Source organism: Chryseobacterium daeguense DSM 19388, assembly GCF_000430825.1.
GTDB classification, from domain to species: domain Bacteria; phylum Bacteroidota; class Bacteroidia; order Flavobacteriales; family Weeksellaceae; genus Chryseobacterium; species Chryseobacterium daeguense.
This window is the reverse complement of the sequence record NZ_AUMT01000004.1, coordinates 93,353-120,335: the sequence shown is the minus strand read 5'-3', so window position 1 is coordinate 120,335 and position 26,983 is coordinate 93,353. Positions and strand designations below refer to the sequence as shown.

Genomic DNA, 26,983 nt, shown 5'->3' with positions numbered 1-26,983 from the left:
GAAAAGTAAAATTTTTATGTCTAAAAAAGTAAAGGATTTTGGAATCGAGAAAACACTCAAAAATCTAGGAATTAAAGATGAAAATAAAGGAACTTCAGTAGGCGGAAAATACTTTGCATCAGGAAAAAACATAGAAAGTTATTCACCTGTGGACGGCAATATAATTGCTAAAGTAAAGACTTCCGGAGTATCAGATTATGATAAGGTAATAGAAACCGCTGAAAAGGCTTTTAAAGAGTTCAGACTCATTCCGGCTCCGAAAAGAGGGGAAATAGTAAGACAATTGGGCCAGAAATTAAGACAATATAAAGATGATTTGGGTAAGCTTGTTTCTTATGAAATGGGGAAATCTTTACAGGAAGGCTTAGGAGAGGTTCAAGAGATGATCGATATCTGTGATTTTGCAGTTGGAGTTTCCAGACAGCTTCACGGCTATACGATGCATTCGGAAAGACCGGGTCACAGAATGTACGAGCAATACCATCCGCTGGGAATCGTGGGAATCATTACAGCGTTCAATTTTCCGGTAGCAGTTTGGTCATGGAACACTGCTTTAGCATGGATCTGCGGTAACGTTACCATCTGGAAGCCGTCAGAAAAAACACCGCTTTGCGCCATTGCCTGCCAGAATATTATGAATGAAGTTTTAAAGGAAAATAATCTTCCTGAAGGAATTTCTAGCGTATTGGTAGCAGATCATGAGATCGGGCAGAGACTGGTAGATGATAAAAGAGTTTCTTTAGTTTCTTTCACGGGCTCTACAAGAGTCGGGAGAATGGTTTCTTCCAGAGTGGCAGAAAGATTCGGGAAATCTATCCTTGAATTAGGCGGAAATAATGCTATTATCATTACTCAGGATGCGGACATTAATATGTCGATCATCGGAGCCGTTTTCGGAGCCGTGGGAACTGCAGGGCAAAGATGTACGTCAACCAGAAGATTAATCATCCACGAAAGTGTGTATGATGAAGTAAAAAACAGGCTGGTAAAAGCATACGGACAATTAAAAATCGGAAATCCTCTGGACGAAACCAATCACGTAGGACCGCTTATCGATACGGATGCCGTAAACCAATATCAGGAAGCCATTAAAAAATGTAAGAAGGAAGGCGGAAAATTCATCGTGGAAGGTGAAGTTTTAAAAGGAAAAGGCTACGAATCCGGATGCTATGTAAAACCAGCCATCGCAGAAGTGAAAAATTCTTTTGAAATCGTTCAGCATGAGACTTTTGCACCGATATTATATTTAATTAAATACTCAAATTTAGAGGAAGCTATCGCAATTCAGAATGATGTTCCTCAAGGATTGTCCTCTGCCATCATGACCCAAAACCTTAGAGAAGCAGAATTATTCCTTTCTCATGCAGGATCAGACTGTGGAATTGCCAATGTAAATATCGGAACATCCGGTGCAGAAATCGGTGGTGCTTTCGGTGGCGAAAAAGAAACGGGAGGTGGAAGAGAATCCGGTTCCGATGTTTGGAAATACTACATGAGACGTCAAACCAATACTATAAATTACACTGCAGATCTTCCTTTAGCACAGGGAATTAAGTTTGATTTATAAAATTTTAATTAAATTAAAAGATTCAAAGATTTAGATATTAAAAAATTACCAATTGCTAATTTCTAAATTCCTGAATTATGAATCCCTAAATTTTACAATATGGAACAAACAACAATTGATATACAAGCAAATAAAGTAAAAGAAACTGTAGGCAAACACGTTCTGGCAGATGGTTTTGATTTTGTAATGGATCTTGAAAAATCCCACGGATCATGGCTTTATGACAAACTTACCAACAGAGAATATTTAGATATGTTTTCGATGTTCGCATCGGCGTCTATCGGGTATAATCACCCTTATTTAGTTGAAAAATCGGCCTGGCTGGGGAAAATGGCGGTTAACAAACCAACACTGGCAGACGTTTATTCTGAGGAATATGCTCACTTCCTGGAAGTTTTTGAAAGAGTAGTAATTCCTGAAGAATTGCAGTATGCTTTCTTTATTGAAGGCGGAACGCTGGGCGTGGAAAATGCTATGAAAGCATGTTTCGACTGGAAAACACGTAAAAATTTTGATAAAGGACTTGACACAGAAGCCGGAATCTGCATTCATTTCAGACAGGCATTTCACGGGAGAAGCGGTTATACATTAAGTCTTACCAATACTTCTGATCCCAGAAAATACCAGTATTTCCCGATGTTCGACTGGCCAAGGATTTTAAATCCGAAACTTACATTCCCTATTACGGAAGAAAACCTGGAAGAAACCATTAAAAATGAGAGATTAGCTTTAATTCAAATCGAAGAATCAATCCTGATGCACCCTGATAAAGTTGCCTGCATCATCATTGAACCCATTCAGGCAGAAGGCGGTGACAATCATTTCAGAGATGAATTTTTATTGGGATTAAGAAAAATCTGCGATGAGAATGAGATTCTTTTAATTTTTGACGAAGTTCAGACCGGAATCGGAATTACGGGTAAGATGTGGGCTTTCCAGCATTTTACAGCAAAGCCGGACATCATCTCTTTCGGTAAAAAAACACAGGTTTGCGGAGTTTTAGCGAATAAGGAAAAGTTCGATGAAGTTCCGAATAATGTATTCAGAGAAAGCTCAAGGATCAATTCTACCTTTGGAGGAAACTTTATTGACATGCTTCGTTTCCAATTGGTAATGGAAGTTATCGAAAAGGAAAATCTTGTAGAGAACGCAAGAGTGGTGGGCGATTATTTATTGGAAGGCTTAAAAAAATTAGAGCAAAAATATCCTGAAAAATTATCAAATGCCAGAGGAAGAGGATTAATGTGTGCCATCGACCTGCCGACCCACGAACAAAGAAATCAGCTTAGAGACGAGCTTTGGAATGACGGGATGATTATTTTGGCTTGTGGCGATCAGTCGCTTCGTTTCAGACCGCATCTCAATGTTAGTCAGGAAGATATACAACTTGCTTTAGACAAAATCGAAAAAAATATTAATAAAATTTAAAACTCAAAATTTGTAATTTTCAAAAAAACGTTATATATTTAGATACTCAAACGGGACAGAATATGGAAAGAAGTACAAGAGTATCAGTTTTTGAAAGTGACAAACCATCAGAAATTCAATTAATCAAGTCAAAATTGGACGAAGCACAGATTACAAGCAGTGTTGAAAACAATTACCTTACATTTACAACAACGCCCACGGCAACTTCGTTGAAAGTAATGGTAGATTTGGAAGACGAGAAGAAAGCATTTGAAATTATTGACGCTTATCTTCAACAAAGTGAAAATCAATAAAACAATTTCATAATTTTAAATTTTACTACTTCGAACCGAAAATTAATTTTTATTAGTTTTCGGTTTTTTGATTACTATTTCAAACTAATTAAGAGATTGAGAGATTTAAAAATTAAGATATTATTTGAGTGTATAATATGCATCAATTATTTTAAATACCATATTGAATTTAATTCAAATATGATTTAAACGAAACTAATTTTCTAAATCTCTCAATCTCTTAATTCCTTAATTTTTATAAAATGATCAAACTAAGAAAAGCAGAGATTGAAGACAGAGATATTATCTGGAACATTTTACAGCAAGCCATTGAAAGAAGAAGAAAAGACGGAAGCACGCAATGGCAGCAGGGTTATCCCAATCTGGATACCGTGGAAAGCGACATTGCAAAAGGATTCGGATATGTAATGACAGTGGATGGCGAAATTGCTGTTTATACAGCTTTGATCCTTAATGATGAGCCCGCTTACAGCAATATCGAAGGCGCCTGGCTGAGCACGGGAGAATTTGTTGTTGTGCACAGGGTAGCAGTTGACGAAAAATTTGCCGGCCGGGGAATGGTAAAAATATTATTTGATCATATAGAAGATTTCACCAGATCGCATGGTATTCAAAGTATTAAGGTAGATACTAATTTTGATAATATCCCAATGCTTAAAATCCTTGAAAGTAAAGGATACAGCTACTGTGGAGAAGTTTTTCTGGCCGGAGGAATGAGAAAGGCTTTTGAGAAGATTATAATTTAAGCAAAAGGTTAAATCAATAATCATTGAATTTTTAAAACATTATGAATTTATAAACTCTATTGACTTTGTTCGTTTAGTTCTGAACTAATTTTTACTTTTGCTTCAAATTTATATACAATGCATAAGAGTATAGAAATTGATGAAAAGATTTTCCAGGACGCCGTAAAATTCTATGGTACCGTTTTCAGCTTACCGCCATTAGCTTCAAAGATCTACGCCTATCTTCTTTTTGATTACGAAAAAGTGGGTATTACTTTTGACGAGTTTGTAGAAGTACTTTCTGCAAGCAAAAGCTCTGTTTCTACAAGTATTTCTTTATTGATTAATGCACAGTTGATTGTAGATCATAATAAAATGGATGAGCGGAAAAGATATTTTTTCACCAATGACGAATATAAGAGAATAAGATTTGAAAAAATAGTTCAAAAGATGCAAGACGAGTTAAAACTACTGGATGACTTAGACCGGTTTAAAAAAAATCATGATCATGTACATAACGAAAGAATGGAAGCATACAAAGCGCTTCTAAATAAAAACATAATAAATATTCAGGAATCTCTTAATAAACTTTAAAATGAATAATAAGCTAGTTATACTTTCTATTGCTGCCCTTTCTTTAGTGGCCTGCAAAAAAGAAGCTCCAAAGCAGGACGGCCCGAAACCGTACCCTGTTGTAAATGTGGAGTCTAAAAATGTAGTCGGCTATCAGACATTTCCTGCCACAATACAGGGGAAGGTGAATAATGATGTTCGTGCTAAAATACAGGGATACATCACTCAGGTTTTAGTGGATGAAGGGCAGTACGTTACAAAAGGACAGCCTTTATTCCGTCTGGAAACCAATATACTGAACGAAAATGCTGCCGCTTCCAAAGCAGGAATCGGTGCTGCAGAATCTAATATTGCTGCTGCTCAGGCTGCTGTAAACGCAGCAAATGTGGAAGTTAATAAGCTGAAACCGCTGGTTCAGAAAAATATTATCAGTAATGTACAGCTGCAGACCGCTCAGGCAAATTTGGCCCAGGCTCAGGCACAGCTGCAGCAGGCGAGAGCGGCTAAAAGCCAGGCAGTAGCCAATTATAAAGGGGTAGAGGCTAACATTGAATATTCCATTATTCGCGCACCTATTTCCGGAGTTATCGGAAAACTTCCTTTAAAAGTAGGTAGCTTGGTTGGGCCAACAGATCAAATGCCTTTAACTACAATTTCTGATACTTCACAGATCTACGCTTACTTTTCAATGAACGAAAAAGAATATTTTGATTTCCTTGAAAAATCTCCGGGTGCTTCCATGCCGGAAAAAATTAAAAACCTTCCAATGGTAGAATTACAGCTTGCAAACGGAAGCCTTTATCCGGAAAAAGGAAGAATTGAAGCCATTACCGGGCAGATTGACCCTACTACAGGAACCATCCAGTTCAGGGTATCTTTCACCAATGCCCAAAAGCTATTAAGCAACGGAAACAGCGGATCCATAAGATTCCCGCAGGCTTACGACAATGTTCTTGTAGTTCCGGAAAGTGCTACGTATGAACAGCAGGGTATTGTTTATGTTTATAAAGTTGAAAAAGACACTGCAAAAAATGTGGTGGTAGATGTAATAGACAGAATCGACAATATGGCATTAATAAAATCCGGTGTTAACAAAGGTGAAACCATTATTGCTGCCGGAGTAGGAAGCATAAAGCCGGGAACTGCAGTTATTAAAAAGCCTGTGAAAATGGATAGTCTTGTTCAATCTATAAAACCGAAATTCTAAAATGATTAAAAATTTTATAAACAGACCGGTTTTATCTACCGTAATCTCAATTTTGATTGTGATTCTCGGTGTGTTAGGACTGATCTCGCTTCCGGTTACCCAGTATCCGGACATTGCACCGCCCACCGTGAGTGTAAGAGCCAACTACACAGGAGCGAATGCAGAAACCGTAATGAAAAGTGTAGTAGTACCATTGGAAGAGCAGATCAACGGGGTGGAAGGTATGGATTACATCACTTCTACGGCCGGAAATGACGGTTCGGCGCAGATCCAGGTATTCTTTAAACAAGGAATAGATCCGGATATTGCAGCAGTAAACGTTCAGAACCGTGTTTCCAGAGCAAGCCCGCTCTTGCCGAGTGAAGTAACACGTTCGGGGGTTGTTACGCAAAAACAGCAGACCAGCGCCCTGATGTACCTTTCTTTCTATTCTGAAAATAAAAATATTGATGATGTTTATCTTCAAAACTTTTTAAATATCAACGTTATTCCTGATTTACAAAGGATTAACGGGGTAGGTGAAGCCAATGTTTTTGGAGGAAAGAACTATTCCATGAGAATCTGGCTAGACCCTGCCAAGTTAGCAGCCTATGGAATTACGCCTACAGATGTTACTACAGCCATCAACGAGCAGAGTAGAGAAGCCGCGGCTGGTTCTTTAGGCCAAAACAGCGGAAGTTCCTTCGAATATATCATTAAATATGTCGGAAAATTCAGTGATAAGGAGCAGTATGACAATATTATCGTTAAAGCTTTACCAGATGGGCAGAATTTAATGTTGAAAGATGTTGCTAAAGTAGAATTAGGCGGTTTATCTTACTCGGGAGTAGGTGAAAACGGAGACAACCCGTCTATCAGTATGGGTATTTTCCAAACTCCGGGATCCAATGCCCAGGAAATCATCGAAAATATTAAAGCTCAGCTTAAAGCAAATGAAAGCAGCTATCCTGAAGGCGTTAAATATACTTTTAACTTCGATACCAACGAGTTTTTGGATGCGTCCATTGAAAAAGTAATTCATACTTTGATTGAAGCGTTTATCCTTGTATTCATAGTGGTTTATATATTTTTACAGGATTTAAGATCTACCCTGATCCCGGCGATTGCGGTTCCGGTATCTATTATAGGTGCATTTTTCTTCCTGAATTTATTCGGATATTCATTAAACTTATTAACCTTATTTGCATTAGTACTTGCGATCGGTATTGTGGTGGATGACGCTATTGTCGTCGTGGAAGCCGTTCACGCCAAAATGGAAAACGGTATTTCCGATGCCAAGAAAGCAACCGTGGAAGCCATGGACGAAATTACAGGAGCTATTATCTCAATTACCCTGGTAATGGCGTCTGTATTTATCCCGGTAACCTTCATTACAGGGCCTACAGGGGTTTTCTATCAGCAGTTTGGTATTACTTTAATTGTAGCCATTTTTATTTCTGCGATAAATGCATTGACGTTAAGTCCGGTTCTTTGTTCATTATTTTTAAAGCCTCACGACGAGCATCACAAAGAATACAAAAACCTGAATTTCCTTCAGAAGTTTTTCTATAAGTTTAATATTGCTTTCAGAACAACTACGGAACGTTACGGAAGAGGGTTTGTGTTTTTATTAAGACATAAATGGGTTACACTGGTTATTTTTGTTGTTACAGCCGGTATTTTATACTGGGCCAGTTCCACAATGAAAAAAGGTTTCGTACCTACGGAAGACAGGGGAATTATCTTTACAGATGTACAGCTTCCTCCGGGTGCTTCCATGGAAAGAACCTACAATGTGCTTAAGACCATTCAGAAAGAAGCTCTTAAAATTCCGGGAATTCAGAACGTAACAATATCTACCGGCCGTGGATTACTTTCCGGTAACGGGAGCAATAATGGATTGGCTTTTATTAAACTAAAACCTTTTGACGAAAGAAAAGGAGATTTAAGCTCAGAAAATATTACCAAACAGCTTTTCGGGCTTTCAGGAAAAGTTCCGGATGCTAAAGTAGTATTCTTCCAGCCGCCGAGTGTGCCTGGTTTTGGTAACAGTGCGGGTTTTGAGATGGTATTGCTGGATAAGTCAGGAGGTGATTTTGCAAACCTGGATGCAAAAACAGGAGAATTCATCGGGAACCTGATGAAAAGGCCTGAAATAGAATTTGCCCAGACTTCATTTAACACAAAATATCCTCAGTACCAGATGGAAATCAATGTTCCTCTTGCCAAGCAGATGGGTGTTTCCGTGAACAGTATTCTGGAAACTATGCAGGGCTATATCGGGGGTATTTATGGTGCCGACTTTACAAAATACGGTAAGCAGTTCCGTGTGATGATCCAGGCTTTGCCGGAAAACAGAAAAGATGCAAACAACCTGAACGAATTATATGTTCGAACCAATTCCGGAACCATGTCTCCGATTTCACAGTTCGTGACTCTGACGAAAACGTACGGACCTCAGTCAGTTGGGCGTTACAACCTTTTCAGCTCGGTGAAAATTACCGGTGCAAATTCTGCCGGGTACAGTACCGGAGACGCTATCGGGGCAGTACAGCAGGTAGCAAGCGAAACTTTGGATAAAAACTATGATGTGGAATTTACAGGGCTTTCCAGAGAAGAATTGTCTTCAGGTTCCCAGACAGCATTGATTTTTGCTTTGAGTTTAATCTTCGTTTACTTTATCCTTGCCGCGCAGTATGAAAGTTATATCCTTCCTTTAACGGTGGTAATTTCCCTTCCTCTTGGGGTAATGGGAGCTTATTTCGGGCAGAAAATCATGGGCTTGGAAAATAATATTTATTTCCAGATTGCCCTGATCATGTTGGTAGGACTATTAGCGAAGAATGCCATTTTGATTGTAGAATTTGCTGTTCAGAGGAGACACCACGGTGAAACCATTGTCATGTCTGCCATCAATGCTGCAAAAGCGAGACTAAGACCGATCCTTATGACCTCATTTGCCTTTATTTTCGGTTTACTACCGTTGGTTTTAGCAAGCGGAATCGGTGCAGTGGGCAACAGGTCTATCGCAACAGGAGCAGCCATCGGGCTATTGATAGGTACTATATTAGGGCTTTTTGTAATCCCGGTATTGTATGTTATTTTCGAATATTTACAGGAGAAAATAAAGCCAATCAAAAAAGAAGAAATCAATTTAGCAGAATAAATTAATTAGAGAAGTTAGAGGTTAGATATTAGAAATTATTCTAAATCTGATCTCTAACTTCTAACATCTAATTTCTAACTTCTATTTTTAACATGAAGAGTATTTTAAACATCATAAAAGGAATCACATTTTCGGTCACCATTCTTGCTGCCGTATCATCTTGTATGGTAAGAAAAGAATATCAGAGACCGGATAATGTAGTGGACGAAAAACTATTCCGTACCGATATGCTTCCTGCAGACAGTACGAACATAGGCACGGTTTCCTGGAAGGAGATCTTTACTGATCCTATCCTTCAGGGGCATATTTCAAAAGCGTTGGAAAACAATCTGGATATCAGAATGGCTTTGCAGAGCATCACTTCGGCAGAGGCTTATTTAAAGCAAAGTAAATCTGCGTATCAGCCGACCTTATCTGTTGGGCCTAACTATACATTCCAGACACAGTCCATCAACACACAGTTTGGGCAGATTATCGGGGAAAGAAGATATGTAAACCAGTTTGATATTACCGCAAGCATCGGCTGGGAAGCTGATCTTTGGGGAAAACTGAAATCTCAGGAAAAAGCTCAGCTGGCATCTTATTTAGGTACCGTTGCGGCTCATAAGGCCGTGAAAAGTGATCTTGTGGCTTCCGTGGCTTCTGCGTATTATCAATTGCTGACATACGATGCCCAAAAGAAAATCATCACTGAAACCATTGCTGTCCGGGAAAGGAACCTTGAAACTACAAAAGCTTTGAAAACTGCGGGAACATTAACGGAAGTTGCTGTCCAGCAGAGTGAGGCTCTGGTTTATAATGCAAAATCTTTACTGATAGATATTGATACCCAGACCCAGCTTTTAGAAAACACAATGAGCTTATTGATGGGAGAACCTTCCCATTCTATTGAAAGATCCACACTTCAAAACCAGAATATTCCGATGGACCTGAAATTAGGCTATCCGGCTCAATTGCTTGCCAACAGACCGGATGTAATGCAGGCGGAATACAACCTGATGAACGCATTTGAACTGACTAACTCTGCAAAAGCACAGTTTTACCCGACGTTGAGACTTACTGGAAGCGGCGGGATACAGTCGGTGGATATTGATCATTTATTTAGTGTTAATTCATTATTTGCGAATGTAGTAGGAGGTTTGGCTCAACCTATTTTGAACAGACGAACCATCAAAACCAATTATGAAGTAAGTCTTGCCAATCAGGAAACCGCTTATCTTAATTTCAGAAAAGCTGTTCTTACAGCCGGAAAAGAAGTTTCTGATGCCATCAGGGTTTTCTCCGTTCAGGATTCTTATATTGATCTTAAGCAAAAAGAATTAGATTCTTATAAAAGATCTGTTGACTACTCTCAGGAATTAGTAAACTACGGTATGGCGAATTACCTTGAAGTATTGAACGCCAGTGTAAACTCTTTAAATGCAGAACTAAACATAGCCAATGCCCAATACAGCAAGATGAGAGCTGCTGTAGAGCTTTATCAGGCACTTGGAGGCGGTTGGAAGTAAATTTATATATAAAGTTTTAATGAAACGCATACTGTTTTTGTATGCGTTTTTTTTCTAATTTTATTTATTCTTAAAATATTGAATACACTAAAAAAAACTAATAACATGGAGAACAAAAGACCAGCAATATCGGAAAATATAAAAAGAATTGTGCGCCAAAGATGTGGATTTGGATGCGTACTTTGCGGAAATCCAGTTATAGACTATGACCATATCGAAGAATATAATATCGTTAAAGAACATGCAGAAGAAAATTTAACATTACTATGTCCAGAACATCATAGAGAGAAAACTGCTGGCAGATTGCCTAAAGAATTAGTAATTAAAAATAATAAAAATCCGTTTAATCTAAGAGAAAATAAAACAGGCCAAAACAATTTATTCTATTACGGAAATGAAGCTACTATTATCATGGGGGGTAATAAATTTTACACTAAGGACTCTGGAAATACTAGTATACTTATTCCTCTGGTTATTTTCGAAAAAATTCCCATACATTTCAGATTAGAAAATAACGAATTATTATTGAATGTAAAATTGAGAGATAGAAATGATGATATTATTTTTTTAATAGAAAATAACCAATTAAAAACCAGTATTGGGGTTTGGGATTTTGAATATTTTGGTAAAAAATTAATAATTAGAGAAAAAAAGAAAAGTATATTCATTGAAATTGAATTTTTACCACCAAACAATATTAATTTTAAACGTGGCAGAATTTTTTGTAAGGGTAAGTTTTTTGAATTAAGTGATAAAAAAGGCTTAGCATATAATGGGAAAGGAATTGATATGGGCTTTAATAACTGTACTTTTAACAGTCAAATTGGTATTGTTTTAGATTATGAATTCAAAGATTTTAATGGTGGATTCTTTTTGCAAGTGGCTAAAGATTAGTTTAAAACCCCTTAATATTATTATTACCCAATAAATACTAACTTTTTAAAACAATTATTTATATAGCAAATTACAACTTTTCTTAAATAAAATTTAATAAAATGTTTGTATATGTGGTTTAAATACTTACTTTTGTACGGCTTTGGAAATAAAAAGCAAAAACAGGGGAATTAGCTCATCTGGCTAGAGCGTTAGACTGGCAGTCTAAAGGTGACGGGTTCGATCCCCGTATTCTCCACATAACATTATGAGAATAAACTACTTATAAAACTATGAAAAAATATTTTTTACTTTTATTAATGTCTTTCTTATTTATCGGCTGTAGCAAAGATGAGGATACAATCTATGATTTCATCGGAACCTGGGCAGGAACTTACGAAGGAACTGACAAAGGGGAGTGGAATATTGTTGTTGCAAGCGACGGAAAAGTAACGGGAACTCTGCATTCTGACCAGACTACTGAAAATTATTACATTTCAGGAAAACTTACTGAATCAGGAGAGCTTACAGCTTCCATTGGTTCACCTGCAGACGGAGAGTTCAGAGGTACATTAATGAGAGATAAAAAAGGAAACGGAAACTGGAGAAATTCTGTTCCCACACCGGAAAGAACCGGAACATGGAAAGGTGAAAAAACCTCAAAATAATAAGATTTTACATCAATAATATTAAAGCTGTCCTCTGCGGATGGCTTTTTTTAATGCAAAATTTAAAGTTTAATTTTATATTTGTATTTTAAATCGGACAGAATATGACAGCAGAATTATTAAGAAAGAGTGGTAAGGTAAATCATTTATTTATTTTGTTTATTGTTTCTTTACTCATAGTTTCCTGCGGAAGTTCAAAAAAAGTGGTATCAAAAAAAAATACAGGCAATAAATCTGTAGCAAAATCCGAAAACCTTCGCAAGCTTGATTCAAAATTCGATGGAAGTGTTTCAAAATCAATTAATGATATCCTTAAAGACGCTGAAAAATACATTGGCGCGCCATACAAGTTCGGGGGAAACTCATCAGACGGCTTCGATTGTTCAGGATTCACCGTAAAAGTCTTTGAAGAGAATGATTTTAAGCTTCCGAGAAGATCTTCAGACCAGGCGGAAGCCGGAAAAAAGATCGATATTAAAGATGTAAAGCCGGGTGATCTGCTTTTCTTTGCTACAGCAGGAGGAAGCCGTGTTTCTCACGTAGGAATTGTACATGACATCGGCAGCGATGGTGAAGTGAAATTCATCCATGCATCTACTTCAAAAGGTGTTATCATTTCTTCTTTAAACGAAAAATACTGGAATAAAGCCTATTTGCATGCTCAAAGGGTTTTGTAAACAGGTCGTTTATTCCCATTCAAACTGACTAACAGCCTGCTATAATTGTAAAAACTTAATTTATTTTCCAACTTAAAAAATCAGCCTTAACCTAAACCTTAACCTAAAACTTTTGTATCTTTGGCGCGAATAATTTTAAACTAGAAACATGTCGTTACAACAAACAATTGAAAACATTTGGGATAATAGAGAGCTTTTGCAGAACGAAGACAGCCAGAAGGCCATAAGAGAAGTTGTTTCTTTATTGGATTCCGGTGAACTTCGTGTTGCAGAGCCTACGGAAAACGGATGGCAGGTAAATGAGTGGGTGAAAAAAGCTGTAGTAATGTATTTCCCGATTCAGAAAATGGAAACTATCGAGGTAGGTCCCTTTGAATTTCATGATAAAATTCCTTTGAAGAGAAATTATGCTGAAAAAGGAGTGAGAGTTGTACCGCATGCAATCGCCAGAGAAGGTTCTTTCGTGGCTTCAGGTGTCATTATGATGCCATCTTACGTAAATATCGGGGCTTATGTAGATTCAGGAACAATGGTGGATACATGGGCTACGGTTGGAAGCTGCGCCCAGATCGGTAAAAATGTTCACTTGAGTGGTGGTGTAGGAATCGGTGGTGTTTTGGAACCGCTTCAGGCTGCACCGGTAATCATTGAGGATGACTGTTTCATCGGTTCTAGATGTATTGTGGTAGAAGGAGTTCATGTAGAAAAAGAAGCAGTTTTGGGAGCAAATGTTGTGTTGACGGCTTCTACAAAAATCATTGATGTTACAGGTCCTGAACCTATTGAAATTAAAGGAAGAGTTCCTGCGCGTTCAGTAGTAATTCCCGGAAGCTATACAAAACAATATCCTGCAGGGGAATATCAGGTTCCATGTGCTTTGATCATCGGTCAGAGAAAGGAATCTACAGATAAAAAGACATCATTGAATGACGCATTGAGAGAAAATAATGTAGCTGTTTAAGATTAATTTTAAACTAATACCACACGATTTTGAAAGAAAAATTTCTTAAAATAATGCTAAACCCTAAATATATATTTGGGGTTTATCTTATTATATCCATTGTTACGGCACTTTCCAAATATTTCAGAGGTGATTACGCAATTAATAATTACCTGATCTTCAAGAGTGTATTTTTTAATACCATTAATCAGAAAAATTTATTTGTACACTATCCGGATCTCTTTTTTGACTTAAATCATTACGGAGTTTTTTTCAGCGCATTAATTGCTCCATTTGCTTTAATGCCCGACTGGCTGGGAATTTCCCTATGGAATGTAGCCAATACCTTTATCTTGGTTTACGGTATTTATAAGCTTCCGTTTTCTGATTCAAAAAAAGCGCTTTTTGGGCTGCTTTGCCTTCAGGAATATATTACGGCGGCTTTAAGCCTTCAGTTTAATGTAGCATTGACGGGACTTTTATTACTGTCAGCAGTTTACATTTACGAAAGAAAGGAAGTAAAATCCGTAACGGCTATTTTAATTGGAGTTTACGTAAAAATCTATGGTATTGTAGGGCTTACCCAGTTTTTCTTCATTAAAAACAAAACGAAATTTATTCTGTTAGGATTACTCATTGCTGTATTATTTTTTGTTCTTCCGATGGCCTATTCCAGCCCGAAATTTGTGTTCCAGTGTTACTCAGACTGGTTTAATTCTATTGTTGAAAAAAATAATGAAAATCAGGTGTTGGGGAATATGCAGGATATCTCATTAATGGGCTTTTTCAGAAGAATTTTAGGGGATGCCTCTATCTCAAATCTTGTGTTTCTAGCATTCGGATTACCCCTTTTTGCTGCACCTTATATCAGAATTAAACAATATAAAAATTATGCCTTCCAGCTGATGATTCTGGCTTCCACATTACTTTTTTTAGTTTTGTTCAGCTCAAGTTCAGAATCTCCTACATACATCATTGCAGTGGTGGGAGTTTTAATCTGGTTTTTCCTTCAGAAAGAAAGAACTCCGCTTATCATAGGACTGTTGGTTTTTGTTATTATTTTTACATGTTTTTCAACCTCGGATTTATTCCCGAAATTTGTAAAAGAGCATTATATTATCAAATATTCTTTAAAAGCTGTACCTTGCATTGTGATATGGTTGAGGGTAACGTATGAGCTTTTAACCAAAGATTTTGAGAAAAATTACAGCCTGGATTAATAAATATGAAAAAAATTTCAATTGTAATTCCCGCATATAACGAAGAAGGAAATGTTGCGATGATTCATCAGAAAATCAAAGAAGTTTTTGATGGATTAATCAATTATGATTTTGAAATTATATTTGTAAATGATGGCAGCCGTGACAATACACAGCAAAAACTGGAAGAGCTTTCCCAACAATATGAGGAAGTAAAATTCATAGAATTTTCAAGGAATTTCGGACACCAGCCCGCGGTAAAAGCAGGAATGGATAATGCCAACGGAAACGCGGTCATTTCAATGGACGGCGATCTTCAGCATCCGCCCGAACTTATCCCTCAAATGATTAAGAAATGGGAAGAAGGCTATGATATTGTATTTACCGTAAGAACTTACCCTAAAGAAATTTCTTTGTTTAAACGAAAAACCTCTGATTTTTTCTATAAAATCCTGTCAAATATGTCGGATGTGGATCTTACGAAAGGAGGAGGTTCAGATTTCAGGCTGATGGATGCGAATGCCGTGGAAGTGATGAGAAAATTTAATGAAGACGATTTATTTCTTCGTGGTTTAACGAGCTGGATGGGCTTCAGGCAAACAGGAATTGATTTTACAGCTAACGAAAGACTGTCCGGACAGAGCAGCTACAATCTTAAGAAAATGATCACTTTTGCTTTTACGGGAATTACCGCCTTTAGTGTAAAACCACTTTATATTGCGGCGTATCTTGGCTTTTTATTCAGTGCACTAGCTGCGGTGGGATATGTAGGATATGTAATTTATTCCTTTGTTGTTGAAACTGAAATTTCAGGTTGGGCGTCCTTGATTATGACCATCGTTTTTTTCGGAGGATTGCAGCTTATTATTATGGGAATCATGGGAATTTATTTAGGTAAAATTTTCAAACAGGTTAAAGAAAGACCCAATTATATTATAAAAAACAAAAATTTTTAAAATGGTATTATTAAGTTTTGATATAGAGGAATTTGATATGCCATTGGAATACAAAGGTGAAATTTCTTTTGAAAAACAGATTTCGATTTCACAGCAAGGACTTGAGAATATTTTAAATATTCTTAAAAAGCATAATGTAAAAGCAACTTTTTTCTCAACCGTAGTTTTTGCGGAAAACAGTAAACATTTAATCGAAAGATTATTGAATGAAGGTCATGAACTGGCCTCCCATACTTGGTTTCACTCAGATTTTGAGGAAAAACATCTTAAAGAATCAAAAGAAAGACTTGAGGAATTATTTTCTACAAAAGTAACAGGATTACGAATGCCGAGAATGAGGCCGGTAAGCAAAAAAGCCGTAGAAAACGCCGGATATTCTTACAATTCATCTATAAACCCTACATTTCTTCCGGGAAGATATAATAATCTGAAAGTTTCGAGAACGTATTTCAATGAGGGAAAAGTAATCCAGATTCCGGCTTCGGTTTCACCCAATTTCAGAATTCCTTTGTTTTGGCTGAGCTTCCATAATTTTCCGTTATCTTTCTATAAAAAATTGGCTTCAGATACTCTGAAAAAAGACAATTATTTAAATATATATTTTCATCCGTGGGAGTTTGCAGAAATTAAGGATGAAGCTTTTAAATTACCCGGTTTTACGGTAAAAAATTCAGGAAAAGATATGATAGAACGCTTTGATAAATTTGTTTCCTGGTTAAAGAGTAAAAATTATACATTCGGTACATTTCAGGAATTTCAAAAACAAATTGAATCATGAAAATAGCATATGATGCAAAACGCTTTTTTCACAATACTTCCGGTTTGGGCAACTATTCCAGGGACCTTGTACGAATTCTGGCGAAATTTTTTCCTGAAAACGAATACATTTTATTAAATAAAAATAAATCAGAAAGAGGCGCTGATATTGTAGAAAATCCCAATGTTCATTTCATTGAAACTTCAAAGGGCAGAATGTCCCGGCAATTGAAAATGGGAAAGGATGCGCAGAAACAAAATGCCGAAATTTTCCATGGATTATCAGGAGAATTACCCTTAAAATGGGATAAAAAGCCGATTAAAAAAATAGTCACCATTCATGATCTTATTTTTGTGAGATATCCTCAATACTATTCTTTTTTCGACCGGAAAATTCATTTCTGGAAGTTTAAAAAAGCCGCTAATTCAGCAGATAAAATCATTGCAATTTCAGAACAGACCAAAAGAGATATTGTTGAGTTTTTAAAGATTCCGGAAAGTAAAATTGAAGTCATTTATCAGGGCTGTCATAAAGCTTTTAAAGAACAGCAGCCGGATGAATTTATCGAGGAAACAAAGGCAAAATTTAACCTTCCGGATAAATTTATTTTAAATGTCGGAACCATTGAAGATCGCAAAAATCTTTTCAGTGTTGTTAAGGCTATAAAAGACACCGAAATTCCTTTAGTGGTTGTCGGAAAAAAAACAAAGTATTTCCAAAAAATAGCGAATTTTATTCAGAAAAATAAAATGGAAAAACAGGTTCACTTTTTGGAAGGCGTTTCAATGGATGAGCTTGCGGTACTCTATAAATTGGCCGATATTTTCATTTATCCAAGCTTTTTTGAAGGTTTTGGAATTCCGGTAATTGAAGCTTTATTCTCAAAGACAGTGACAATCACAAGCAATACGAGTTGTCTTCCGGAAGCCGGAGGTCCTGATTCTGTTTACATCGATCCGGAAAATTATTTGGATATTCAATCAAAAATAAAATTTCTCTGGGACAATGAATCAGAAAGAAAACGTCGTGCTGATAAGGGTTTTGAGTTTGTTCAGAAATTTAATGACGAACCTATAGCCAACAATTTGATGAATCTTTACAGAAGAATTATTTCATAAAATTCTTGCAGTTTTAAAAATAAGTCCTACATTTGTACCACAAATTTCAACAATGAAACCGAATTTTTTAACAGTACATCATTATTATCATCATCTCTGCTAGACGGAATTGTTGATATATGACTATGTTAAAAATCAAAATAATTAAAAACCGTCTGAGTAAATAGACGGTTTTTTTGTTTCTAAATTTTTCCGGTAAATTTTTTCAATTCAACCACTGTTTTATTTGCTCAGACTCAAAAAAAGTAAAATGAGTAAATTAAAAATAGCGATACAAAAAAGCGGCCGGCTTTATGAAGAATCTCTTCAGCTCCTCAAAGATTGTGGGATTTTCATCAACAACGGAAAAGATCAGCTCAAAGTTTCTGTAGACAATTTTCCAATGGAAATCATGTACTTAAGAAATTCCGATATTCCTCAATATCTTGAAGACGGAGTGGTGGATATTGCCATTGTAGGTGAAAATCTTCTATTCGAAAAGCAAAAAAACATTGAAATAATTCAGCCTCTTGGTTTCTCAAAATGCAGAGTTTCTTTGGCCATTCCAAAAGAAATTGAAACAGATGATATCAGTTATTTCCAGGGTAAAAAAATTGCTACATCTTATCCCAATACACTTAAAAATTTTCTTCTGAAAAATAATATTTCAGCGGATATCCATACCATTTCAGGATCTGTGGAAATTGCCCCAAATATTGGCCTGGCCGATGGAATTTGTGATATTGTAAGTTCCGGAAGCACATTATTTAAAAATGGGCTGAGAGAAACAGTTACTTTATTAAAATCAGAAGCAGTACTCGCAAAAACTGCGAAATTAAATCAGGATAAAATGTTGATTTTGAATAAGTTTTTATTTAGAATTAAATCCGTTCTAAAAGCCAAAAATTCAAAATATATTTTAATGAATGTTCCGAATGACAGGATTGATATCATATCCCAAACTCTTCCGGTTCTTAAAAGTCCAACCGTGATTCCTTTGGCAGAAAAGGGTTGGAGCAGTATTCACTCTGTTATTGATGAAGACAGATTCTGGGACGTCATTGACGAACTGAAAGATAAAGGTGCACAGGACATTTTGATAATTCCAATCGATAAAATGGTGATTTAATATGAAAATTAGTAAATATCCCACAAAAGAAAACTGGTCCGAACTCATAAAAAGACCCATCTTAAAAAAAGAAGAGCTCACGCAAACTGTTGCTGATATTTTTAAAGACGTTGAAAAAAACGGAGATCAGGCTTTAATTAATTTTAATAAAAAGTTCGATGGAGCCGATGTTAAAAATATTAAGGTTTCTGAGGAAGAAATAGAAAAAGCAGAATTGCTGATTAGTAATGAATTAAAAGAAGCAATTCAGCAGGCAAAAGATAATATCCAGAAATTCCATGCTTCGCAAATTCCTGTAACTGAAAAGGTTAAAACATCAAAAGGAGTTGTTTGCTGGCGTGAAAACAGAGCTATTGAAAAGGTGGGAATTTATATTCCTGGAGGGACAGCACCTTTATTTTCTACGGTTCTAATGCTCGCTATTCCTGCACAATTGGCTGGTTGTAAAGTAATTAATTTATGTACGCCTCCTGATAAGGATAGGAATATAAATCCTGCAATCTTATATACAGCGAAACTTTGCGGGATAACAGAAATTTTTAAAACCGGTGGCGCTCAAGCTGTTGCAGCAATGACTTTAGGAACAGAAACCATCCCCAATGTTTATAAAATATTCGGTCCGGGAAATCAGTATGTGGTGGCAGCAAAAGAATTTGCTCAACAATATAACGTTGCGATTGATATGCCTGCCGGACCAAGCGAAGTACTAATAATTGCCGATGAACAGGCTATTCCAGAATTTTGTGCAGCGGATCTTCTCTCCCAGGCAGAACATGGCAGCGACAATCAGGTTGTTTTTCTTTCAACAGAAGAGAAAATTTTTAATCAAACTATTAAAGAAACGGAAAAACAGGTTGAAGAACTTCCGAGAAATGAAATGGCAAAGGAATCATTAAAAAACAGCCACTTTATTTTGCTAAATACTATTGATGAAGCCTTGGAATTCAGCAATGTATATGCTCCTGAGCATTTAATTTTAGCTATAAATAACTGTGAAAATTATATTCCTAAAATTCAGAATGCGGGTTCAGTCTTTTTAGGGAATTATTCTTGTGAAAGTGCGGGAGATTATGCCAGCGGAACCAATCACACACTCCCCACAAACGGATTTGCAAAAAATTACAGCGGCGTTTCTTTAGACAGTTTTGTGAAGAAAATTACTTTTCAAAGTATATCGGAGAAAGGGCTTCAGAATTTAGGAAAAACAATAGAAATCATGGCAGAGGCAGAAGGATTATATGCTCACAAAAATGCCGTTTCAATTCGATTAAAATAATAAAATGAAAGAGTTTAATATCAATAATTTAGTACGGAAAAATATACTGGAACTTCAGCCGTATATAAGTTTCAGGGATCATAATGAATTTGAAAATCCGGTTTTACTGGATGCCAATGAGAGCCCGTTTGGAGAGTGGAACCGCTATCCGGATTCTACTCAGAAAAAATTAAAGCAAAATCTTTCAGAAATAAAAAATGTTTCACCTGATCAAATCGCGGTTGGAAACGGAAGTGATGAATTGATAGATCTGATTATCAAGGCTTTCTGTGAGCCTAAAAATGATTCAATTTTAATGATGAATCCATCTTTTGCAATGTACGGCTTTTACGCTTCTATTAATGAGAATAAGATCGTAAAAATAAATCTGGATGAAAATTTTGAAATTGTAAAAGATGATTTTTTAAAGATAACAAATGACGAGCAATTAAAAATATTCTTTTTGTGCTCACCCAATAATCCAACAGGAAATAGTATAGACGATATCGAATTTTGCATAAAAAATTTCAAGGGAATTGTTGTTGTGGACGAAGCTTATATAGAATTTTCAGGAAAGGAATCTTGTATTTCACTACTGAAAAAATATCCTAATCTCATTGTTCTCCAAACTTTTTCCAAAGCATGGGGAATGGCAGGAGCAAGGGTAGGTATTGCTTACTCTTCAGCGGAAATTGTGAGATTTATTAATATTGTAAAAGCACCTTACAATATTAATTCACTAAGTTTAAATAAAATATTAGAAACATTTAATAAACAACACATTATAGAATCCAATATAAAAAATACTTTAAATGAAGTAATATGTCTTAAAAATGAATTTCAGGAAATCAGCTGCATTAAAAAAGTATATCCAACTGATGCTAACTTCTTTTTAATTGAATTTGAAAATGTAGAAAAAGTTTACGAAAAACTTCTGGAAAATAATGTTCTGACAAGTAAGAGAAGCCCACAGATTCCAAACTGCATCAGAATTAATGTTGGGAATAGAGAAGAAAATATTCAACTAATTCAGGTTTTAAAAAGTATTTAATGATGAAAAAAGTATTATTTATAGATCGGGACGGAACTTTAATACTAGAACCGCCAATTGATTTTCAGGTCGATTCTTTGGAAAAGCTTGAATTTTATCCGGAAGTTTTTCAAAACCTTTCAAAAATTGTAAAAGAACTTGATTTTGAGCTGGTCATGGTAACCAATCAAGATTGTTTAGGAACGGAAAGTTTCCCTTATGAAGATTTTATAAAACCTCATGAAAAAATGTTAAAAGCATTTGAAAATGAAGGGATTATTTTCAACGATATTTTAATAGACAGGAGTTTTGAAAACGAAAATTTACCTACCAGAAAACCTGGAACAGGGATGTTTGGAAAATATATTTACGGCGATTATGATCTTGAAAATTCTTTTGTGATCGGAGATCGATTAACAGATATTGAGCTGGCAAAAAATTTAAGATCAAAATCAATTTTCATTAATAAAATTCAGAATGAAAATGCAGATATGACGACAGATAGCTGGAGTGAAATTTATCAATATTTAAAACAAATTCCGCGAAAATCTAAAGTAACAAGAAAAACAAATGAAACAGCTATTGAAATGGAAGTGAATCTTGACGGAAGCGGCAAGTCCGAGATCTCAACGGGATTACACTTTTTTGATCATATGCTTGAGCAGATTTCTAAACATGGTAATTTAGATTTAAAAATTAAAGTAAAAGGAGACTTGCAGGTTGATGAACATCATACCGTTGAAGATACGGGAATTGTTTTGGGAGAAGCTGTTTTAAAAGCATTAGGAAAGAAAAAAGGAATCGAACGGTATGGCTTTCTGCTTCCTATGGATGATTGTCTGGCGCAGGTTGCACTTGATTTTGGAGGACGTTCATGGCTGGTATGGAATGCAGATTTCAGACGCGAAAAGATAGGCGATGTCCCAACGGAAATGTTTGAGCACTTCTTTAAATCTTTCACCGATTCAGCTAAATGCAATGTAAATATTAAAGTGGAAGGCGAAAACGAACACCACAAAATTGAATCTATTTTCAAAGCCTTTGCAAGAGCAATAAAAATAGCTGTTAATCAAACAGATAATAATTTTAATGTACCATCAACAAAAGGAAGTTTGTAATATGATAGCCATTATAAAATATAACGGAGGAAATGTGAATTCTGTTCAGAATGCATTAAACAGATTAAACGCGGAGTCCATCATTACGGATGATTTTGAGTTGATTAAAAACGCTGACAAAGTGATTTTCCCGGGCGTTGGAGAAGCTTCTTCAACAATGAAAATTTTAAAGGAAAAAGGGTTAAATCAATTAATTCCAAATTTGACACGGCCTGTGTTGGGAATTTGCCTGGGAATGCAGTTGATGTGTAAGAATAATGAAGAAGGAAATACTGCCGGAATGGGAATTTTTGATATAAATGTGAAAAAATTCCCTTCAAAAGATATTGTTCCGCATATGGGCTGGAATACCATTTCAGATTTTAAATCAGATATATATTCTGGAATTAACGAAGAAAATGATGTTTATTTTGTGCACAGTTTCTACTGCGAATTGTCAGAAAATACAACATCTGTATGCGATTATATACTGCCTTTCAGTGCCTCGCTTCAAAAAGACAATTTTTATGCAATGCAGTTTCACCCTGAAAAATCAGGCAGAATCGGGAGTCAGTTATTATATAACTTTTTACAACTTTAAATATGAAAATTATTCCTGCAATTGACATTATCGACGGAAAATGTGTACGCCTGTCGAAAGGTGATTATGAAACTAAAAAAATTTACAATGAAAATCCAATCGAAGTTGCTAAAGAATTTGAGAGTTTTGGAATTAAATTTTTACACCTTGTAGACTTAGATGGTGCAAAATCCAAGCATATTGTAAATCAAAAAGTACTGGAGGATATTGCAAGAGAAACTTCTCTTCAAATAGATTTTGGAGGTGGCTTAAAAACACTGAAAGATATACAAATTGCCTTTGATTCGGGAGCAAAGCAAATTACAATCGGAAGCATTGCGGTTCAGGATCCTGAGTTTTCTTTTAATTTAATCGAAAAATACGGTTCAGCGAAAATTATTCTGGGAGCGGATTGTGATCACAGAAAAATAAAAACTTCCGGCTGGCTGGAAGAAAGCAATGAAGATGTCATTAATTTTATTCTTAAATATCAGAAAAAAGGGGTAAAAAATGTTATCTGCACCGATATATCCAAAGACGGAATGCTTGGTGGCCCTTCCACGAATTTATATAAGGATATTTTAAATCAAACTTCGATTCAGCTGGTGGCAAGTGGAGGTATTTTCTGTATCGATGATATTCATAAAATGAAAGAAATAGGCTGTTCGGGAACAATTATCGGAAAAGCTATTTATGAAGGGAAAATAGAACTGAAAGAATTGCATAAATTTATTGAAAATGCTTAAAAAAAGAATAATACCCTGTTTAGATATAAAAGACGGAACAACCGTAAAAGGAATCAATTTTGAAGGGTTGAGAAATGCCGGAAATCCTGTTGAATTAGCAAAAAAATACGAAAATGACGGAGCGGACGAATTGGTTTTTCTGGATATTACCGCTACCATTGAAAAGCGAAAAACTTTCGTTGATTTGGTTAAAGAGATTGCAAAAGAATTAAGCATTCCTTTTACAGTAGGCGGCGGAATTTCAACCATAGAAGATGTGCGGAAATTGCTGGAAGCCGGAGCAGATAAGATCAGTATCAATTCTTCTGCGGTTAAAAATCCTCAATTAATTTCAGACTTAGCAAAAGAATTTGGAAGTCAATGTATTGTGGTAGCAATCGATACAAAGTTTATTGACGGCTCAGATTGGGTTCACGTGAAAGGAGGACGGGAAATTACAGATTTCAAAACATTGGATTGGGCAAAAAAAGCTGAAAGGTCAGGTGCCGGAGAGATTCTTTTGACTTCGATGGATGGAGACGGAACGAAAAGCGGTTTTGATCTGAGAATCACAAAGTTGATCTCTGAAAATATAAATATTCCCTTAATTGCTTCCGGCGGTGCAGGAACAATGAAAGATTTTGAAGATGTCTTTACCAAAACGAAAGCTACAGGAGGCTTGGCGGCAAATATTTTCCATTTTGGGGAAGTAAATATTCAGGATTTGAAAAGTGAATTAAAATCTAAAAAAATTGCAATACGATGAAAATTAATTTTGATAAAAATAGCGGACTGGTACCAGTTATTATTCAGGACGACAGAACATTACAGGTTTTGATGTTAGGCTATATGAATGATGAAGCCTTTGAGAAAACTAAGAATGAGGGAGTTGTAACTTTTTTCAGCCGCTCAAAAAACCGGCTTTGGACAAAAGGAGAAGAATCCGGAAATTTTTTAACGGTAAAAAGTATGGATGCGGATTGTGATCATGACACAATTTTAATTAAAGCTATTCCTACAAATGTAGTTTGCCATACAGGAAGCTTCAGCTGTTTTGGCAATAAAAATTGTAAAGGTTTTATGTATGAACTGGAGGAAAAAATAAACCTAAGGATTGATAAAAAAACAGCGGGATCCTATACTTATTCTTTATTTCAAAAAGGGATCAATAAAATAGCTCAAAAAGTGGGAGAGGAAGCTGTAGAATTGGTTATTGAATCAAAAGATGACAATGATGTTCTCTTTAAAAATGAGGCTGCAGATTTGCTTTATCATTTTTTAATTCTGTTGAAAGCTAAAAATACAGGCTTGGAGGATATTGAAGAAATTCTTGTTTCCAGAGAAAATAAGTAAAATTTTAAAGAATCCATAACAATAAAAAAATCCTGAGGTAAGCTCAGGATTAGGTTATATTATTTTTAAAACTATTTTTCAATGATGATTTTTCGTACTGCAGTTTTATCATCAGCTTTAACGGTACACAAATAGGTTCCATTCGACAAACCCGATACATTGATTTTAGTTTCATTTTCACTGCTTAAAATCCTGCGTCCCGTAAGATCTGTGATTTCAAGGTTGAAACTTTTAATATCTTTTGGAAGTTCCACATGCAAAGTATCTTTTGCAGGATTTGGATATACTTTTACAGACTCCAGCGAGTTTACAGCTGTTTCATTAGTGCTTAATACGGTTGTAGCCACTGCAAAATGCTGTAAAGCCCCCACAGCCGCTTTTCCGGCATTAAAAACATAAGTAGGGTCTACATTTGCAAACGTATCATTCACAGTATGTTCGTTATAGCTTCTTACATTTTCATAAAATCCGGTAATGATGTCACCATTTTGCTCAAAAGGAATATAATCCGAAGAGTATGCGTTTGACATTACCGCCTGCAATGGAGAATAAAGCGTGGTACAATTAGCAAGCTGCTGGGTAAAGGCCAGTGACTGTGCATCGTTCGTAGAAACTCCTGCCTGATCGCTTTCACATTTAATCGCAGTATTTGCATTTCCTATTTTGCCTCCTACCTGGTCTATGTTAAAAACAAGACGAACATCCAGCTGGCGAATATTATTCTGGAAAACAACATTATCTGCGTAATGAGCGCTTCCCTGTAAACCCTGCTCTTCACCTGAAAAATGAATAAACTTAATGGAATATTGGGTCGGAATATCCTTTAAAATTCTCGCCGCTTCCAGGATAATTGATGTTCCGCTTCCATTGTCACTTACACCCGGTCCTGTTACGGTATCGTAATGGCCGCAGATAATGACATAGGTATTAGGATAGGTAGTTCCTGTTTTTGTAATAACCAAATTTTTTGAACTGATATTTCCTCCAAAAGTAAAAGGGTCTTCTGAAACCTGGTTTGCAGAATATCCGTACGACTGGTATTTTGCCTTTAGCCAGTTTAAGGCATTCGTGTTGGCAGCAGAACCTGTAGTTTTCACACCAAGCAATTCAAATTCCTGCAGCATCGTTGTGATATTCGACTGGGAAACCATATTGGCCCTGTTCTGATAAGCCTGGATAAAGCTTTGCGCGTTTAAATTATAAACTGCTAAAGAAAAGAGTAGAAGAGTCGTTATTTTTTTCACTTTCAAAGAAAATTTTAGAAATTCAATAATTTTAAGAGCAAATGTAAATAATAAAAAAATCCTGAGCAAAAAACTCAGGATTTATATTGATAACAAAAATTCTACATTTATTATTTTACTTGATCTACAACAGCTTTGAAAGCTTCAGGGTGATTCATTGCTAAATCTGCTAAAACTTTTCTGTTAAGCTCAACGTTGTTCTTTTTAAGAGCTCCCATAAACTGAGAGTAAGACATTCCGTGCACTCTTGCACCAGCGTTGATACGCGTGATCCAAAGAGATCTGAAGTTTCTCTTTTTCTCTTTTCTACCACGGTAAGCATATTGCATTGCTTTTTCTACCGCGTTTTTAGCTACAGTCCAAACGTTCTTTCTTCTACCGAAAAAACCTTTAGCTTGCTTAAAAATTTTCTTTCTGCGAGCTCTTGAAGCTACGGCATTTACTGATCTTGGCATAATTTAAATTGTTTTTTTGAAATGTGCGGTAATTGTTTCATTACTCTTAGAGGCTCCATTTCAGGGTTAAAATTTTGAATTTGTTTTGAATTCTTATAAACCGAATATAGATTTATAAAAACTACTTAATTGCTAATTGACGTTGAACACTTTTTTCGTCCACTTTAGCTACGTAAGAAGTAGTAGTAAGATTTCTCTTCTGCTTAGTCTCTTTCTTAGTTAAGATGTGGCTTTTGTAAGCATTTTTTCTTTTGATCTTACCAGAACCGGTAAGAGCAAAACGCTTTTTAGCACCTGATTTCGTTTTTAATTTTGGCATTGCTTTGCTTTTTTATTGTTTTGTTATCAATATCTGTTTGGCTATTCCCGCAATTCGTGGAATAATAGTTTGCAAAATTACGGAAAAAAACTGATACTGGAAAGATATTTTATACGGAAAAGAAAGTCTGATGTCGTACTTTAATGCAATATTCATTTCTTAGAAGCTATTCCAGCTTTCCAC

Annotated in this window: 27 protein-coding genes and 1 tRNA gene; 25 read left to right on the top strand and 3 right to left on the bottom strand. The window is 35.9% G+C overall.

Annotation, left to right across the window (positions count from 1 at the left end; translation table 11 throughout):
• Nucleotides 1–16: 16 nt before the first annotated feature.
• The 25 genes from amaB (at nucleotide 17) to hisIE (ending at nucleotide 24,782) form a co-directional block, all read left to right on the top strand.
• Complete coding sequence (amaB, locus tag H560_RS0107175) at nucleotides 17–1,567, top strand: L-piperidine-6-carboxylate dehydrogenase (protein WP_027379408.1); 1,551 nt, start codon at nucleotides 17–19, stop codon at nucleotides 1,565–1,567.
• 99 nt (nucleotides 1,568–1,666) lie between these two features.
• Nucleotides 1,667–2,995, top strand: coding sequence for an L-lysine 6-transaminase (gene lat / locus H560_RS0107170; RefSeq protein WP_027379407.1), 1,329 nt, complete (start codon nucleotides 1,667–1,669; stop codon nucleotides 2,993–2,995).
• 62 nt (nucleotides 2,996–3,057) lie between these two features.
• Nucleotides 3,058–3,288, top strand: a complete 231-nt coding sequence (locus H560_RS0107165) for a DUF2007 domain-containing protein (protein ID WP_027379406.1) — start codon at nucleotides 3,058–3,060, stop codon at nucleotides 3,286–3,288.
• Nucleotides 3,289–3,530: 242 nt separating this feature from the next.
• The gene (locus H560_RS0107160; RefSeq protein WP_027379405.1) at nucleotides 3,531–4,034 is read left to right on the top strand and encodes a GNAT family N-acetyltransferase; all 504 of its coding nucleotides are present in this window, start codon (nucleotides 3,531–3,533) and stop codon (nucleotides 4,032–4,034) included.
• 117 nt (nucleotides 4,035–4,151) lie between these two features.
• Nucleotides 4,152–4,607: a hypothetical protein gene (locus H560_RS0107155; RefSeq protein WP_027379404.1), complete on the top strand. Its 456-nt coding sequence runs from the start codon at nucleotides 4,152–4,154 to the stop codon at nucleotides 4,605–4,607.
• 1 nt (nucleotide 4,608) lies between these two features.
• Nucleotides 4,609–5,793 carry an efflux RND transporter periplasmic adaptor subunit gene (locus H560_RS0107150; RefSeq protein ID WP_027379403.1) on the top strand — a complete coding sequence of 395 codons (1,185 nt, stop codon included), beginning with the start codon at nucleotides 4,609–4,611 and terminating at the stop codon, nucleotides 5,791–5,793.
• A gap of 1 nt (nucleotide 5,794) precedes the next feature.
• Nucleotides 5,795–8,938: an efflux RND transporter permease subunit gene (locus H560_RS0107145; protein ID WP_027379402.1), complete on the top strand. Its 3,144-nt coding sequence runs from the start codon at nucleotides 5,795–5,797 to the stop codon at nucleotides 8,936–8,938.
• 92 nt (nucleotides 8,939–9,030) lie between these two features.
• Nucleotides 9,031–10,446 carry an efflux transporter outer membrane subunit gene (locus H560_RS0107140; RefSeq protein WP_027379401.1) on the top strand — a complete coding sequence of 472 codons (1,416 nt, stop codon included), beginning with the start codon at nucleotides 9,031–9,033 and terminating at the stop codon, nucleotides 10,444–10,446.
• A 105-nt stretch (nucleotides 10,447–10,551) separates the two neighbouring features.
• Nucleotides 10,552–11,340 carry an HNH endonuclease signature motif containing protein gene (locus H560_RS21265; protein WP_051289210.1) on the top strand — a complete coding sequence of 263 codons (789 nt, stop codon included), beginning with the start codon at nucleotides 10,552–10,554 and terminating at the stop codon, nucleotides 11,338–11,340.
• 164 nt (nucleotides 11,341–11,504) lie between these two features.
• Nucleotides 11,505–11,578 (top strand) — tRNA-Ala (locus tag H560_RS0107130).
• Between the two features lie 34 nt (nucleotides 11,579–11,612).
• Nucleotides 11,613–11,987: a hypothetical protein gene (locus tag H560_RS0107125; RefSeq protein ID WP_027379400.1), complete on the top strand. Its 375-nt coding sequence runs from the start codon at nucleotides 11,613–11,615 to the stop codon at nucleotides 11,985–11,987.
• 104 nt (nucleotides 11,988–12,091) lie between these two features.
• A complete protein-coding gene (locus H560_RS0107120; protein ID WP_051289209.1) occupies nucleotides 12,092–12,664 on the top strand; it encodes a C40 family peptidase in 573 nt (190 codons plus the stop codon).
• A gap of 148 nt (nucleotides 12,665–12,812) precedes the next feature.
• Complete coding sequence (locus H560_RS0107115) at nucleotides 12,813–13,625, top strand: 2,3,4,5-tetrahydropyridine-2,6-dicarboxylate N-succinyltransferase (protein WP_027379398.1); 813 nt, start codon at nucleotides 12,813–12,815, stop codon at nucleotides 13,623–13,625.
• A 53-nt stretch (nucleotides 13,626–13,678) separates the two neighbouring features.
• Complete coding sequence (locus tag H560_RS0107110) at nucleotides 13,679–14,824, top strand: glycosyltransferase family 87 protein (RefSeq protein ID WP_034752362.1); 1,146 nt, start codon at nucleotides 13,679–13,681, stop codon at nucleotides 14,822–14,824.
• Nucleotides 14,825–14,829: 5 nt separating this feature from the next.
• Nucleotides 14,830–15,759 carry a glycosyltransferase family 2 protein gene (locus H560_RS0107105; protein ID WP_027379396.1) on the top strand — a complete coding sequence of 310 codons (930 nt, stop codon included), beginning with the start codon at nucleotides 14,830–14,832 and terminating at the stop codon, nucleotides 15,757–15,759.
• A 1-nt stretch (nucleotide 15,760) separates the two neighbouring features.
• Entirely contained in the window at nucleotides 15,761–16,537 is a 777-nt protein-coding gene (locus tag H560_RS0107100) for a polysaccharide deacetylase family protein (RefSeq protein WP_027379395.1), read from the top strand.
• Nucleotides 16,534–17,634, top strand: a complete 1,101-nt coding sequence (locus H560_RS0107095; RefSeq protein ID WP_027379394.1) for a glycosyltransferase family 4 protein — start codon at nucleotides 16,534–16,536, stop codon at nucleotides 17,632–17,634. Before H560_RS0107100 ends, H560_RS0107095 begins: the two co-directional genes overlap by 4 nt.
• A gap of 250 nt (nucleotides 17,635–17,884) precedes the next feature.
• The gene (gene hisG / locus H560_RS0107090) at nucleotides 17,885–18,742 is read left to right on the top strand and encodes an ATP phosphoribosyltransferase (RefSeq protein ID WP_027379393.1); all 858 of its coding nucleotides are present in this window, start codon (nucleotides 17,885–17,887) and stop codon (nucleotides 18,740–18,742) included.
• Nucleotide 18,743: 1 nt separating this feature from the next.
• Nucleotides 18,744–20,018, top strand: coding sequence for a histidinol dehydrogenase (gene hisD, locus H560_RS0107085; RefSeq protein ID WP_027379392.1), 1,275 nt, complete (start codon nucleotides 18,744–18,746; stop codon nucleotides 20,016–20,018).
• Nucleotides 20,019–20,022: 4 nt separating this feature from the next.
• Entirely contained in the window at nucleotides 20,023–21,048 is a 1,026-nt protein-coding gene (gene hisC, locus H560_RS0107080) for a histidinol-phosphate transaminase (RefSeq protein ID WP_027379391.1), read from the top strand.
• 2 nt (nucleotides 21,049–21,050) lie between these two features.
• Nucleotides 21,051–22,145, top strand: a complete 1,095-nt coding sequence (gene hisB, locus H560_RS0107075; protein WP_027379390.1) for a bifunctional histidinol-phosphatase/imidazoleglycerol-phosphate dehydratase HisB — start codon at nucleotides 21,051–21,053, stop codon at nucleotides 22,143–22,145.
• Between the two features lies 1 nt (nucleotide 22,146).
• Nucleotides 22,147–22,725 (top strand): imidazole glycerol phosphate synthase subunit HisH, encoded by a 579-nt coding sequence (gene hisH / locus H560_RS0107070; protein WP_027379389.1) that lies wholly within the window; start codon nucleotides 22,147–22,149, stop codon nucleotides 22,723–22,725.
• Nucleotides 22,726–22,727: 2 nt separating this feature from the next.
• Nucleotides 22,728–23,450 (top strand): 1-(5-phosphoribosyl)-5-[(5-phosphoribosylamino)methylideneamino]imidazole-4-carboxamide isomerase, encoded by a 723-nt coding sequence (gene hisA, locus H560_RS0107065; RefSeq protein WP_027379388.1) that lies wholly within the window; start codon nucleotides 22,728–22,730, stop codon nucleotides 23,448–23,450.
• Nucleotides 23,443–24,195, top strand: a complete 753-nt coding sequence (hisF, locus tag H560_RS0107060) for an imidazole glycerol phosphate synthase subunit HisF (protein ID WP_027379387.1) — start codon at nucleotides 23,443–23,445, stop codon at nucleotides 24,193–24,195. Before hisA ends, hisF begins: the two co-directional genes overlap by 8 nt.
• The gene (gene hisIE, locus H560_RS0107055) at nucleotides 24,192–24,782 is read left to right on the top strand and encodes a bifunctional phosphoribosyl-AMP cyclohydrolase/phosphoribosyl-ATP diphosphatase HisIE (RefSeq protein ID WP_027379386.1); all 591 of its coding nucleotides are present in this window, start codon (nucleotides 24,192–24,194) and stop codon (nucleotides 24,780–24,782) included. Before hisF ends, hisIE begins: the two co-directional genes overlap by 4 nt.
• Nucleotides 24,783–24,853: 71 nt before the next feature.
• Here hisIE and H560_RS0107050 read toward each other — a convergent pair whose 3' ends face one another.
• The 3 genes from H560_RS0107050 to rpmI form a co-directional block, all read right to left on the bottom strand.
• Nucleotides 24,854–26,026, bottom strand: a complete 1,173-nt coding sequence (locus tag H560_RS0107050) for a M28 family peptidase (RefSeq protein ID WP_027379385.1) — start codon at nucleotides 26,024–26,026, stop codon at nucleotides 24,854–24,856.
• A gap of 110 nt (nucleotides 26,027–26,136) precedes the next feature.
• On the bottom strand, nucleotides 26,137–26,481 hold the full coding sequence (gene rplT / locus H560_RS0107045; RefSeq protein ID WP_027379384.1) for a 50S ribosomal protein L20: 345 nt from the start codon (nucleotides 26,479–26,481) through the stop codon (nucleotides 26,137–26,139).
• A 121-nt stretch (nucleotides 26,482–26,602) separates the two neighbouring features.
• Nucleotides 26,603–26,800, bottom strand: a complete 198-nt coding sequence (rpmI, locus tag H560_RS0107040) for a 50S ribosomal protein L35 (protein WP_002979658.1) — start codon at nucleotides 26,798–26,800, stop codon at nucleotides 26,603–26,605.
• Between the last annotated feature and the right edge of the window lie 183 nt (nucleotides 26,801–26,983).